This window comes from Streptomyces sp. NPDC045470 (assembly GCF_040646595.1).
Taxonomy (GTDB): Bacteria; Actinomycetota; Actinomycetes; order Streptomycetales; family Streptomycetaceae; genus Streptomyces.
The window spans coordinates 678,042-693,096 of record NZ_JBEZAN010000003.1 but is presented as its reverse complement, the minus strand read 5'-3'; the positions used below and the strand labels follow the sequence as shown (position 1 = coordinate 693,096).

At 75.9% G+C, this 15,055-nt stretch carries 1 protein-coding gene; it reads left to right on the top strand.

The window, feature by feature from the left end; all coding sequences use genetic code 11:
• The first annotated feature begins 38 nt into the window (after nucleotides 1-38).
• On the top strand, nucleotides 39-15,029 hold the full coding sequence (locus tag AB0A97_RS13255) for an amino acid adenylation domain-containing protein (RefSeq protein WP_361148420.1): 14,991 nt from the start codon (nucleotides 39-41) through the stop codon (nucleotides 15,027-15,029).
• Nucleotides 15,030-15,055 lie beyond the last annotated feature (26 nt).

Sequence of the window (15,055 nt, the reverse complement as noted above, 5' to 3'; positions counted from 1 at the left end):
GTAGCCCGATGAACGCACGTCGTTTTGAGGAGTAAGCGATGACCCGATCTCTTGTCGAGGACGTGTGGCCGCTCTCGCCGTTGCAGGAAGGGCTGCTGTTCCACGCCGCCTTCGACGAGGAGGGCCCGGACGTCTACCAGGGCCAGCGGACGCTGGCCCTGGACGGCCCGCTGGACGCGGACCGGCTGCGCGCCTCGTGGGAGGCGCTGGTCGCCCGGCACCCGGTGCTGCGGGCGGGCTTCCGGCGGCGCAGGTCGGGCGACCCGGTGCAGGTCGTCGCGCGCGAGGTGACGCTGCCGTGGCGGGAGGCCGACGTGTCGGGCCTGGACGAGGAGGCGGCCGACGCCGAGGCCGAACGGCTGGCCGCGGGGGAACGGGCCGAGCGGTTCGACCCGGCGGTGCCGCCCCTGCTGCGCCTGCTGCTGATCCGCCTGGGCACCGACCGGCACCGACTGGTCATCACCTCCCACCACGTCCTGATGGACGGCTGGTCGATGCCGGTGCTGCTCAACGAACTGACCACGGTGTACGCGGCGGACGGTGACGCGCGCGGCCTGCCCAGGGCGGCCCGCTACCGCGACTACCTGGCCTGGCTGAACCGCCAGGACAAGGACGCCGCCCGGCAGGCGTGGCGGGCCGAACTGGCCGGCAACGACGAGCCGACCCTGGTGGCACCGGCCGACCCGGCCCGGCTGCCGGTGGTCCCCGAGAGCCTGATCAGCGAGATCCCCGAGGACCTGACGCGCGGCCTGGTGGGGCTGGCCCGCGCCCACGGGCTGACGGTGAACACCGTGGTGCAGGGCGCCTGGGCGCTGCTCCTGGCGCGGCTCGCCGGGCGCGACGACGTGGTGTTCGGCGCCACGGTGGCCGGCCGCCCCGACGCCCTGCCCGGTGTCGAGTCGATGGTGGGCCTGTTCATCAACACGCTGCCGGTCCGCGTCCGGCTGGACGGCGGTCAGCCGCTGCACCGGCTCCTCGCGGGCATCCAGGAGCGGCAGACCGCGCTCATGTCCCACCAGCACCTGGGCCTGGGGGAGATCCAGAAACTGGCCGGGCCCGGGGCGGTCTTCGACACCCTGGTGGTGTTCGAGAACTATCCGGCGGCGCCCGCCGGGGCGACCGGTCCGGACGCCTTCACCCTGCGCTTCCTCGAAGGGCGGGAGACCTCCCACTACCCCTTCACGCTGGTCGTCGTGCCGGGCGAGCGGATGCTCTGCAAGCTCGACTTCCGCCCTGACCTGTTCGACCGCCGTACCGCCGAGGCCGTGTTCGCCCGGCTGGTGCGGGTTCTGGAGCAGATGGTGGCGGACCCGTCCGCACCGGTGGGCCGGATCGGTGTCCTGGGGACGGACGAGCGGCAGCTCGTGGTGGACGGCTGGAACGCGACGGCGGCGGAGGTGCCGGGCCCGTCGGTGCCGGAGCTGTTCGCCCGGCGCGTGGCGGCGGCGCCGGACGCCGTGGCGGTCCGGGACGAGCGGCGGACGCTGACGTACGGCGGGCTGGACGCCGAGGCGGGCCGGCTGGCCGCGTACTTGGACGGTGCGGGCGTGCGGCGCGGCGACCGGGTCGCGGTGGTGCTGGAACGGTCCGCCGACCTGGTGGTGGCGCTGCTCGCGGTGTGGAAGGCCGGAGCGGCGTACGTGCCGGTGGACGCGGGGTACCCGGCGGAACGGATCGCGTTCATGCTGGCCGACGCGCGGCCCGCGGCGGTGCTGTGCACGGAGGCGACGCGCTCGGCGGTCCCGGTCGACACGGACGGCCGCCTGGCGGTGCTGGACGCGCCGGAGGTCGCCGAGTACGACGGCCCGGCCCCCGGACCGCCGCTCACGGCCGACGACACGGCGTACGTGATGTACACCTCCGGCTCGACCGGCGTACCGAAGGGTGTGTCCGTGCCGCACGGCAGCGTGGCGGCGCTGACCGGCAGCCGCGGCTGGGCGCTCGGCCCGGACGACGCGGTGCTGACGCACGCCCCGCACGCCTTCGACGTGTCGCTGTTCGAGATCTGGGCGCCGCTGGTCGCCGGTGGCCGCGTCGAGGTGGCGCGGCCGGGCGCGGTGGACGCGCAGCGGATCCGCGAGGCCGTCGCGGACGGCGTGACGGCGGTGCACGTCACGGCCGGGCTGTTCCGGGTGGTCGCGGAGGACGCCCCGGAGTGCTTCGCCGGGCTGCGCGAGGTGCTGACCGGCGGCGACGTGGTCCCGGCGGCGTCGGTCGCGCGGGTGCGCGCGGCGTGCCCCGAGGTGACCGTACGGCATCTGTACGGGCCCACCGAGGTCACGCTGTGCGCCACCTGGCACGTCCTGCCGCCCGGCGCCGACGCGGGTGCGGAACTGCCGGTGGGCCGCCCGCTGGACAACCGGCAGGTGTACGTCCTGGACGCGTTCCTCCAGCCCGTACCGCCGGACGTCGTGGGCGAGCTGTACGTCGCGGGCACCGGCCTGGCCCAGGGCTACTGGCAGCGCGCGGGGCTCAGCGCCGAACGCTTCGTGGCGTGCCCGTTCGGCGCCGGCGGGCGGATGTACCGCACCGGCGACCTGGTGCGCTGGACGGCCGAGGGCGAGCTGGTCTTCGTCGGGCGGGCGGACGCGCAGGTCAAGGTGCGCGGGTTCCGCGTCGAGCTGGGCGAGGTGGAAGCGGCGCTGGCCGCGCACCCGGCCGTCGGCCAGGCCGTGGTCGTGGCCCGTACGGACGGCCCCGGCGAGCGGCGCCTGGTGGGCTACGTGGTGCCCGACGGACAGGAGACGGACGCGGACGAGATCCGCGAGCACGTCGCCAAGGTGCTGCCGGACTACATGGTCCCGGCGGCCGTGCTGGTGCTGCCGTCGCTGCCGGTGACGGTCAACGGCAAGGTGGACCGGGTGGCGCTGCCCGCCCCCGACTTCGCCGGACGGGTGTCCGGACGGGCCCCGCGCACCCCGGCCGAAGAGCTGTTGTGCGGCCTGTTCGCCGAGGTGCTCGGCCTGGAGCGGGTGGGGGCCGACGACGGCTTCTTCGCGCTGGGCGGTGACTCGATCGGCTCGATGCAACTGGTGTCGCGGGCCCGCCGTGCCGGACTGGTCCTGACGCCGCGTCAGGTCTTCGACCTCAAGACGCCCGGGCGGCTGGCGGCGGTGGCGGCCCCCGCCGACGCGGCGGCCCGCACCGGCTCCGACACGGACGACGGCGAGATCCCGTGGACGCCCGTGATGCGGGCGCTGGGGGAGCGGGCCGCCCGTCCCGGCTTCGCCCAGTGGATGGTCATGGGCGCGCCGGCCGGGCTGGGACTGGACGCGCTGACCGCCGGACTCGCCGCCGTACTGGACACCCATGCCGTGCTGCGGGCCCGGGCCGAGACCGGCGAGCGGCCCGCGCTGCACGTGCCGGGCCGCGGCGCGGTGGACGCCGCCGCGCTGGTCACCCGTACCGACGCCGCGGAAGCGCCGGACGACGCCTTGGACGGCATCGCCGAGGACGCGGCCCGCGAGGCCGCCGCCCGGCTGGCTCCGGCCGCGGGCGTGATGGTCCGCGCGGTGTGGGTGGACGCCGGACCGCACCGGACCGGGCGGCTGGCCCTGGTCGCCCACCACCTGGTCGTGGACGGCGTGTCCTGGCGCATCCTCGCCCCCGACCTGCGAGCAGCCTGCGAAGCGGCGGCCGCGGGAGAGGTGCCCGAACTGGACCCCGTCGGCACGTCCTTCCGCCGGTGGGCCGAACTCCTCGCCGCCCAGGCGACCGACGCGGCCCGTACCGCCGAACTCGCCGACTGGACCGCCCTGCTCGACACCCCGGCCCCCCAGCTCGGCACCCGTACGCCCGACCCGGACACCGACACCGCGGCCACCCTGCGCCGCCGCTCCTGGACGCTGACCGGCGCGACGGCCGCGGCCGTGCTGAACCGCGCCCCGGCGGCGTTCCACTGCGGAGCGCACGACGTCCTGCTGGCCACGCTGGCCGGAGCGGTCGCCCGCCGGCGGCCCGGCAACGGAACCGCGCTCCTGGTGGACGTCGAAGGGCACGGCCGGGAACCGCTCGACGGCACCGACCTGACCCGTACGGTGGGCTGGTTCACCAGCGTCCACCCGGTCCGCCTGGACCTCTCCGGCCTCGACCTGGCCCAGGCCCTGACGGGCGGGCCCGCGGCCGGGGCGCTGCTCAAGACCGTCAAGGAACAGGCGCGTGCCGTGCCCGGTGACGGGCTCGGTCACGAGCTGCTGCGCCACCTGAACCCGGAGACCGGCCCCGTGCTGGCCGCCCTCCCGGCCCCGCAGATCGGCTTCAACTACCTCGGCCGCTTCGCCGCGGGCGCGGACGGCGGCGCCGTCGGCCCGTGGCAGACGGCCGGCACCACCGCGATCGGCGGTACGGCCGCGCCGGACCTGCCCGTCCAGCACGCCCTGGAGGCGAGCGCCGTCGTCCGCGACACCCCGGACGGGCCGGCCCTGGACCTCGCGCTGAGCTGGCCCGCCGCCCTCCTCGACGAGACCGCCGTGGACGGACTCGGCCAGGCCTGGCTGGACCTCCTCGGCGGCCTGGCCGCCCACACCGACAGCCCCGGCGCGGGCGGGCACACCCCGGGCGACTTCCCGCTCCTGGACATCAGCCAGGAGACCGTGGCGGCGCTGGAGGCCGCCGTGCCGTCCCTGACGGACATCTGGCCGCTCTCTCCCCTCCAGGAAGGGCTGCTGTTCCACGCCGCCTTCGACGAGGAAGGCCCGGACGTCTACGAGACCCAGCGGCTGCTGGAACTGACCGGCCCCCTGGACGCCGCCCGGCTGCGCGCCTCCTGGCAGACACTGCTCGCCCGGCACGACGCGCTGCGGGCCGGCTTCCACCAGCGGGAGTCCGGCGACACCGTGCAGGTCGTCGCCGGGAACGTCGAACTGCCCTGGGGCGAGGCGGACGTGTCGGCGCTGCCGGAACCCGAGCAGCAGGCCGCGCTGGACCGGCTCGCCGCCAACGAGCGGGCCCGCCGCTTCGACCTCGCGGCGGCCCCGCTGCTGCGGCTGCTCCTCGTACGCCTGACGGAGCACCGGCACTTCCTCGTGGTCACCAGCCATCACATCCTGCTGGACGGCTGGTCGATGCCGATCGTCCTCGACGAACTGGGCGCGGCCTACGCCGCGGGCGGCGACGGCGCGGGCCTGAAGCGGACCGCCTCCTACCGCGACTACCTGGCCTGGCTGGACGAGCAGGACAAGGACGCCGCGCGGGCCGCCTGGCAGGCGGAACTGGCCGGAGCCGAGGAATCCACCCTGGTGGCCCGCTCCGGCCAGGGCCGGGCCCCGGCGGAGCCCGAGACCGGCGCCGCCGAACTCTCCGAGGACGGCACCCGGGCCCTGACCCGGCTGGCCCGGCAGCACGGCCTGACCGTCAACACCGTGGTGCAGGGTGCCTGGGCGATGGTGCTGGCGCGCCTGGCCGGGCGGACCGACGTGGTGTTCGGCGGCACCGTCTCCGGCCGGCCGCCGGAGCTGCCCGACGTCGAGTCGATGGTCGGCCTGTTCATCAACACCCAGCCGGTACGGGTACGGCTGGACGGCGCCGAGCCGGTCCTGCGGATGCTCACCGGCCTCCAGGAGCGCCAGTCCGCGCTCATGGCCCACCAGCACCTCGGCCTGCCGGAGGTGCAGGGCCTGGCCGGTCCCGGCGCGGTCTTCGACACCATGCTGATGTTCGAGAACTACCCGCGGACCACCGCCACCCTGTCCGCCTCCATGCGGGCGGGCGGCGAGGTGACGATCTCCCAGGCGAACCTGGTGGCGGGCACCCACTACCCGCTGGCCGTGGGCGTCGTCCCCGGCGACCGGCTGCGGATCTACGTGACGTACCGCCCGGACCTGTTCGACCGGCGCGAGGCCCGGCAACTGGGCGAGCGCGTCGTCCGCGTACTGGAACAGGTCGTGGCGGACCCGCAGGCGCCCGTCGGCCGGATCGGCGTCCTGGGCGCACCGGAGCACCACCGTGCCGTGGCGGAGTGGAACCCGGCTGCCGCCGTGGAGCCGTCCGCCGCCTCGGTGCCCGAGCTGTTCGCCCGCCAGGTGGCCCGTGCCCGCTCGGCGGTGGCCGTGGCGGACGGGGGTCGAACTGTTCACTATGGCGAGTTGGACACCGAGTCGGACCGTCTCGCCGCGTACCTGGGGGGCCTCGGTGTGGGCCGTGGCGACCGGGTCGCGGTGCTGATGGAGCGCTCGGCCCACCTGGTGGCGGTGCTGCTGGGCATCTGGAAGGCCGGTGCGGCGTACGTGCCGGTCGACGCCGGATACCCGGCGGAGCGGGTCGCGTTCATGCTGGCCGACTCGGGCCCGTCGGCCGTACTGTGCACCGGGGCCACGCGGGCGGCGGTGCCGGCCGACGCGGCCGGGCAGGTGGTCGTGCTGGACACGCCGGAGGTACGGGCGGCCGTGGCGGCGTGCCCGGCCGGTGCCCAGCAACCGCCGCTCTCCGCACACGACTTGGCGTACGTGATGTACACCTCCGGCTCCACCGGTGTGCCCAAGGGCGTCGGCGTGCCGCACGGCAGTGTGGCGGGGCTGGCGGCGGACCGCGGCTGGGCGCTCGGCCCCGACGACGCGGTGCTGCTGCACGCCCCGCACGTCTTCGACGCCTCGCTGTACGAGATCTGGGCGCCGCTGGCCACCGGCGGCCGTGTGGTGGTGGCCGCCCCCGGCACGGTCGACGCCCGGCGCGTCCGCGAGGCGGTGGCGGCGGGCGTGACGGCGGTCCACCTCACGGCGGGCCTGTTCCGCGTGGTCGCCGAGGAGTCCCCGGACTGCTTCGCGGGCCTGCGTGAGGTGCTGACCGGCGGCGACGTGGTCCCGGCCGGGTCCGTCGCCCGCGTACGGGAAGCGTGCCCCGGCGTCGTGGTCCGGCACATGTACGGGCCGACCGAGACCACCCTGTGCGCCACCTGGCGGCCGCTGCGGCCGGGTGAGCCGGTGACGGACGACGTGCTGCCCATCGGGCGCCCGCTGGACGGCCGCCGGGCGTATGTGCTCGACGCCTTCCTGCGGCCCGTACCGCCGGGAGTGGACGGCGAGCTGTACCTGGCCGGCGCCGGTCTGGCCCGCGGCTACCTCGACCGTCCCGGCGCGACCGCCGAACGGTTCGTCGCCTGCCCGTTCCCGCCCGGCACGGGGGTCCCTCCGGCCGAGGGCTGGGGGAGGATGTACCGCACGGGCGACCTGGCGCACTGGACGTACGACGGCGAACTGGTCTTCGCCGGGCGGACGGACACCCAGGTCAAGGTGCGCGGCTACCGGGTGGAGCCCGGCGAGGTGGAAGCGGCGCTGGCCGGGCACCCCGCGGTCGCCCAGGCCGTGGTGGTGGCCCGCGAGGACCGGCCCGGCGAGCGGCGCCTGATCGGATACGTCGTCCCGGACGGGACCGCCGTGGCCGCCGAGGCGGTCCGCGAGCACGTCGCCGGACTGCTGCCCGACTACCTCGTCCCGGCCGCCGTGGTGGTCCTCGACACCCTCCCGGTGACCGCGAACGGCAAGGTCGACCGGGCCGCGCTGCCCGCGCCCGACTTCGCCGCGCGCGCCGCGCGGCGGGCGCCGCGCACCGGCACCGAGGAGACCCTGTGCGCGCTGTTCGCCGAGGTGCTGGGCCTGGACCGGGTCGGCGTCGAGGACAGCTTCTTCGAGCTGGGCGGCGACTCGATCATGTCGCTGCAACTGGTGTCCCGGGCCCGGCGCGCCGGGGTGGTCGTCACGCCCTGGCAGGTGTTCGAGGAGAAGACCCCGGAACGGCTGGCCGAGGTGGCCGAGACGGCCGGGGACGACACCGCGGCCGCGCCGGAACCGGCCGACGCCGGATCGGGCGAGGTCGCCTGGACCCCGGTCGTACGGGCCCTCGGCATACCGGCCGCGACGCGCGGCGAGTTCGCTCAGTGGGCCGTCGTGGGCGCCCCCGCCGGGCTCGGCCAGGAGGTGCTGGCCGCCGGGCTGGCCGCCGTACTGGACACCCACGCCATGCTGCGTGCCAAGGTGACCGGCGGCCCCGAACCGGCGCTGCACGTCGCCCCGCGCGGCGCGGTGGACGCCGCCGCGCTGGTCAGCCGCGTCGACGCCACGCACGTGCCGGACGACGGCCTGGACGGGGCGGCGGACCGCGCCGCGCGGGAGGCGGTACGGCGCCTGGCGCCCGCCGACGGCGTCCTGGTGCAGGCGGTGTGGCTGGACGCCGGTCCCGCGCGGACCGGCCGGCTGGTGCTCGCCGTCCACCACCTGGTCGTCGACGGCGTCTCCTGGCGCATCCTCGTCCCGGACCTGCAAGCCGCCTGCGAAGCCGTCGCGGCGGACCGCGAGCCGGACCTCGATCCGGTCGGCACGACCTTCGCACAGTGGTCGGCCCTGCTCGCCGAACAGGCGGCGGACCCCGCACGCACCGCCGAACTGGAGCACTGGACCGCCCTCCTGGACGGCCCCGACCCGCTGGTGGGCGAGCGCGCACTCGACCCGGAGCGGGACACCGCGGCCACCGTCCGCCGCCTCACCTGGACCGTGCCCGCCACCGCGGCCGCCGTCCTCGCGGCCCGGACACCGGCCGCCTTCCACTGCGGCGTCCACGACGTGCTGCTGGCCACGCTGGCCGCCGCCGTGACCCGGCGGCAGCAGGAGCGCGGCCAGGACACCGGCGCCGGAGTCCTGGTGGACGTCGAAGGACACGGGCGCGAGCCGGTCGCGGGAGCCGACCTCTCCCGTACGGTCGGCTGGTTCACCAGCACGCACCCGCTGCGGCTGCGCCTGACCGGCCTCGACCTGGCCCAGGCCCTGACGGGCGGGCCCGCGGCCGGGGCGCTGCTCAAGACCGTCAAGGAACAGGCGCGTGCCGTGCCCGGTGACGGGCTCGGTCACGAGCTGCTGCGCCACCTGAACCCGGAGACCGGCCCCGTGCTGGCCGCCCTCCCGGCCCCGCAGATCGCGTTCAACTACCTCGGCCGGTTCACCGCCGGGGCCGCGCCGGAGACGGCCGCGCCCTGGCAGATGGCAGGCGAGGCGGCGCTCGGCGGTTCGGTGGACGAGACCATGCCCGCGCGGCACGCCCTGGAAGCGGGCGCGGTGGTCCAGGACGGCCCCGGCGGGCCCGCCCTGACCCTGACCCTCAGCTGGCCCGGCGGGCTGCTGGACGAGGACGCCGTACGGCGGCTCGGACAGGACTGGCTCACGGCACTCGGCGGCCTGGCCGCGCACACCGACGGGCCCGGCGCGGGCGGGCACACCCCCTCCGACTTCCCCCTCCTGAAGCTCACCCAGGACACCGTGGCGGAACTGGAGACCGCCGTGCCGTCCCTGGCCGACATCTGGCCGCTGTCGCCCCTCCAGGAAGGGCTGCTGTTCCACGCCGCGTTCGACGAGGACGGCCCCGACATCTACGAGGGCCAGCGGATGATGGAGCTGACCGGCCCGCTCGACGTCGCCCGGCTGCGCGCCACATGGGAGACGCTGCTGGTACGCCACCCGTCCCTGCGGGCCAGCTTCCATCCGCGCGCGTCGGGCGAGACCGTGCAGGTCATCGCCCGGGACGTGCCGCTGCCGTGGCGCGAGGCCGACCTGTCGGACGTGCCCGCCGATGCCGTACCGGCCGCGCTCCAGGAACTGGCCGACGGCGACCGCGAGCACCGGCTGGACCTGACGGTCGCGCCGCTGCTGCGGCTGCTGCTGGTCCGGCTCGGCGAGCGGCGGCACATGCTGGTGCTGACCAGCCACCACATCGTCAAGGACGGCTGGTCGCTGCCGGTGCTCATCAACGAGATGGCCGCGGTGTACGCGGCGGGCGGCCACGACCGCACGCTGCCACCGGCCACCTCCTACCGCGAGTACCTGTCCTGGCTGGACCGCCAGGACAAGGCGGCCGCCCGGGCCGCGTGGCGGGCGGAACTGGCCGGGGTGGACGAGCCGACCAGCGTGGTCCCGGCCGAACTGGTCCGGGCGCCCGCCGTGCCGGAACGCATCCGCTTCGAGCTGACCGACGACCTCACCCGGCGGCTGACGGAGCTGACCCGCGGCCTCGGCCTGACCACGAACACCGTGCTGCAGGGCATGTGGGCCCTGCTGCTGGCCCGGCTGACCGGCCGCACCGACGTGGTCTTCGGGACCACCGTGGCCGGCCGCCCGCCGGAGCTGCCGGGCGTCGAGTCGATGATCGGCCTGTTCATCAACACCCTGCCGGTCCGCGTGCACCTGGACGGCGCGCAGCCGGTCGTCGACATGCTCACCGACCTCCAGCGCCGCCGTACCGCGCTCATGGCCCACCAGCACGTCGGACTGCCGGAGATCCAGCACCTCGCCGGGCCCGGCGCGACCTTCGACACGCTCGTGGTCTACGAGAACTATCCGCAGCCGCCCGAGCCGCCCGCCGACCCGGACTCCCTCGCCGTACGCCCGGCCGGGATCCCCGAGGACCGGGGCCACTACCCCCTCACCTGGATCGTGGCCCCCGGGGAGCGCGCCCAGGGCGACTTCATCTACCGCCCGGACGTCTTCCCGCGCGCCCGCGCCGAGCGGATGCAGGCCGCACTGGTCCGGGCCCTGGAACAGGTGGTCGCCGACCCGACGACGCCCGTGGGCCGCGTCCGGCTGCTGGGCGCGGACGAACGCGAGCTGGTCGAGACACGGTGGAACCGCACCGCGGTGCCGGCCCCGGCCGCCACCCTGCCGGACCTGTTCGCCCGCCGAGCCGCCGCGTCCCCGGACGCGACGGCCCTGGTCTCGGACGACCGCACGCTGACCTACGGCGAACTGGCGCAGGAGACCGGCCGCCTGGCCCGCTACCTGACCGGGCTCGGCGTCGGGCCGGAGCAGCGCGTCGCGGTCGCCGTGCAGCGGTCGGCGGCCATGGTGACCGCCGTGCTGGCCGTGGCGGCGGCGGGCGGCGCGTTCGTACCGGTGGACCCGGCACACCCGGCGGAGCGCGTGGCGTACGTCCTCGCCGACGCCGGTCCGCCGGTGGTGCTGTGCACCACGCGGACCCGGCACGTCGTACCGGACGGGTACGCCGGACGCGTCGTCATCCTGGACGACCCGGCGGTGGCGGCCGAGACCGCGGCCCTGCCGGGCGGCCCCCTGACCGACGCCGAGCGGACCGCGCCGCTGCGCCCGGCCCACGCGGCGTACGTCACCTACACGTCCGGCTCCACCGGACGGCCCAAGGGCGTCGTCGTCCCGCACGCGGGCGTGGGGAACCTGGCCCGCGCCCAGATCGAACGGTTCGCGGTGACACCGGAGTCCCGGGTCCTGCAGATGGCGTCGCTGAGCTTCGACGCCGCGGTCTCCGAACTGTGCATGGCCCTGCTGTCCGGCGCGGCCTCGGTCGTCCCCGGCGCGGAAGGGCTGCCGCCCCACGTGGCGCTGGGCGCCGCGCTGCGCCGCTGGGACATCACCCACGCCACGGTCCCGCCGAGCGTGCTGGCGGTGGCCGAGGAACTGCCCACGACGCTGGAGACGCTGACCGTGGCGGGCGAGGCCTGCCCGCCGGGCCTGCCCGCCCGCTGGGCCGGGACACGGCGCATGGTCAACGCGTACGGGCCGACCGAGACGACGGTGTGCGCGGCGATGAGCGCCCCGCTGACACCGGACGCCGACGTGGTGCCGATCGGCCGGCCGATCATCAATTCCCGTACGTACGTGCTGGACGCCTTCCTCCAGCCGGTCCCGCCGGACGTCGCCGGCGAGCTGTACGTCACCGGCGTCAACCTCGCCCGCGGCTACCTCGACCGGCCGGGCCTGACCGGGGAACGCTTCGTGGCCTGCCCGTTCGCGCCGGGCGAGCGGATGTACCGCACCGGTGACGTGGCGCGCTGGACTCCGGACGGCGACCTGGTCTTCGTCGGCCGCGCCGATGCCCAGGTCAAGGTGCGCGGGTACCGCGTCGAGCCGGGCGAGGTCGAGGCCGCGCTGGCCACCCACCCGGCCGTGGCCCAGGCTGTCGTGGTGGCCCGCGAGGACCGGCCCGGCGAACGCCGCCTGGTCGGCTACGTGGTCGCGGACACGGCCACCGGCGACCGCGACGAGCGGCTCGAACAGGAACACGTCGGCGAGTGGCAGGACCTGTACGACACGCTGCACGCCAACCCGGAGTCCGACGTCCTCGGCGAGAACTTCGCCGGCTGGAACAGCAGTTACGACGGACAGCCCATCCCGCTGGAGCAGATGCGCGAATGGCGGGCACGCACCGTCGAACGCATCCGCGCCCTGCGCCCCCGCCGGGTGCTGGAGCTCGGCGTCGGCACCGGCCTGCTCCTGTCCCAGCTCGCTCCCGACTGCGAGACGTACTGGGGCACCGACTTCTCCGCCTCCGCGATCGAGGAATTGCGGCGGCACGTGAACGCCGACAAGGAGCTGGCCGAACGGGTCGAGCTGCGCACCCAGGCAGCGCACGAGGCCGAGGGCCTGCCCGCCGGGTACTTCGACACGATCGTGCTCAACTCGGTCGCGCAGTACTTCCCCAACGCCGGATACCTCCAGGAGGTCGTCGAACTGGCCCTACGGCTGCTGGCACCGGGCGGCGCGCTGTTCGTCGGCGACGTGCGCAACGTCCGTCTCCTGCGGGCCCTGGCCACCGCCGTGCACGCGGGCCGCGCGGCGCACGACGGCGACCCGGCCGCACTGCGGCGGGCCGTGGAGCGCAGCGTCGTCCTGGAGAAGGAACTCCTGGTCGACCCGGAGTTCTTCACCGCGCTGCGGGACCGGCTGCCGGACGCCGCCGGAGTGGACATCCAGCTCAAGCGCGGACACCACCACAACGAGCTGACCCGCTACCGCTACGACGTGACGCTGCACAAGCGGGGAGCCGCCGTGCTCTCCCTCGACGGCGCGCCCGAGCGGGACTGGGACGGGCAGCACGGCGGCCTCACCGCGCTGCGGCGCCACCTGGACGCCGAACGCCCGGACCGGCTGCGCGTCACCGGCGTGCCCAACACCCGCGTCGCGCACGAGGCCGCGCTCGCCCGTACCGTGCAGGACGGCGGAGACCCGGCACAGCCGGCCCCCGGCGGCGCCACGGGGCACCGGCGCCCGGATGTCGAAACCCCCGACGTCGAGGCGTTCCACGAGCTGGGGGAGAGCCTGGGCTACTGGGTGGGCGCCACCTGGTCCACCGGCACACCGGAGACACTGGACCTCGCGTTCGTCCGCACCGAACTGGCCGACGGCCGCGCGCCGGTGGACACCTACGTCCCCGCCGCGGGCCCGGCGGACCCGGCGGCCCCGCTGACGGCGTGGACCAACGCGCCCGCCGCGGGCCGCGACACCGGAGCGCTGCTGGCCGCCCTGCGCGAACACGTCGCCGAGCGGCTGCCCGAGTACATGGTCCCCGCGGCCCTGGTGCCGCTGGACCGGCTGCCGCTGACCCCGAACGGCAAGACCGACCGCGCGGCGCTGCCCGCGCCGGACTTCGCCGGCCAGGTCTCCGGACGCGCCCCGCGTACCCCGGTGGAAGAGACCCTGTGCACCCTGTTCGCCGAGGTTCTCGGGCTCGAACGGGTGGGCATCGACGACAACTTCTTCCACGTGGGCGGCGACTCCGTCATGTCGATGCAACTGGCCTCCCGGGCCCGCCGCGCCGGGCTGACCCTGACACCGCGTCAGGTCTTCGAGCAGCCGACCCCCGAACGCCTCGCCGAGGCCGTGGAATCGGACCGGGCGGCGGACCGCGCGCGGGCGGCCGGAAACGTGGGCACCGGAGAGATCGCACCGACCCCCGCCATGCGGGAACTGGGCGCAGTCGCCTTCGGCCGGGGCCTCGCCGAGTGGATCGTCGTGACCGCGCCGGCCGGCCTGCGGACGCACACCCTGACCGTCGGCCTCGCCGCCGTACTGGACACGCACGACATGCTGCGGGCCCGCGTCCTGCCGGACGGTGACGGGCGGCCGGTGCTGGTGGCCGGTGAACGCGGCACGGTGGACGCCGACTCGGCCGTCCTCCGTATCGACGGCACCCGCATCCCCGACGACGACCTGGACGCCGTGGCGGACCGGGCAGGGCGCGAGGCGGCGGAACAACTGGACCCCGCCACCGGCCCCGCGCTCCGCGCCGTCTGGCTCGACGCCGGAACCGGACGGACCGGCCGGCTGGCCCTCGCGGCCCACCATCTCGTCGTGGACGAGCCGTCCTGGCGCGTCCTGGTCACCGACCTCGCGGCGGCCTGCGCCGCCGCGGCGGCCGACGCCGTACCGGAACTCGCACCCGTCGGTACGTCCTTCCGGCGGTGGGCCGCGGACCTGGACGCGCCGCGGACCGAGGACGGCGGGCCCACCGGGCAGCCGCCGGAACCGCACGCCGCCGCCTCCGTACAGCACCGGTCGTGGACCGTACCGCGCGACATCGCCGCCACTTTGCTGCACCGGACCCTGCCCCTCTACCACTGCGGGACCGACGAGGTGCTGCTCGCGGCCCTGGTGGGCGCGATCGCCCGCCAGGGGGACGGCGAACCCGTCCTGGTGGCCGTCGAGGCGGACGGCAGGCGGTCGGCGCCGGACGCGGACGACGGGGAACTGGCCCGTACGGTCGGCCGGTTCACCCGCACCCGCTCCGTACGGCTGGACCTGTCCGGCGCGGATTTGGACGGGGCTTGGGCAGGCGGACCGGCGGCCGGTACGTTGTTGAAGGCCGTCAAGGAACACCTGCGTGCCGACCCCGGGCCCGGCGCGGTCCCGGACGCCCTGCCGGAACCCCGCCTCTCCTTCACCCACCGGGACCGGACCCGCACCGGGCCCGGGGACATGCCCTGGCAGCCGGCCGGACCCGCGGCCGCCGGCGGCACCACCCGGCCGGGCCCGGCCGCCCCGTACGACCTGGAGGCGAGCACCGTCCTCCGGGGCACCCCGGACGAGCCGGAACTGACCCTCACGCTCGCCCGGACCGCCCACACCGCGGACGCGACGGCCGAGCGCGTCGGCCGGGCCTGGCTGGACCTGCTGGCCGCCCTGGCCGCGCACACCACCGATCCCACGGCGGGCGGTCACACCCCCTCCGACTTCGGCCTGATCGATCTCGCCCAGCAGCAGATCGACGAGCTGGAAGCCGGATTCACCGACGACAAGCGCTAGCTACCGAGGACGACGAGGCGTTGTGA

Excerpts from the sequence above, each read along its gene's own strand:
- AB0A97_RS13255 (WP_361148420.1), top strand. The coding sequence starts at position 39 with ATGACCCGATCTCTTGTCGAGGACGTGTGGCCGCTCTCGCCGTTGCAG.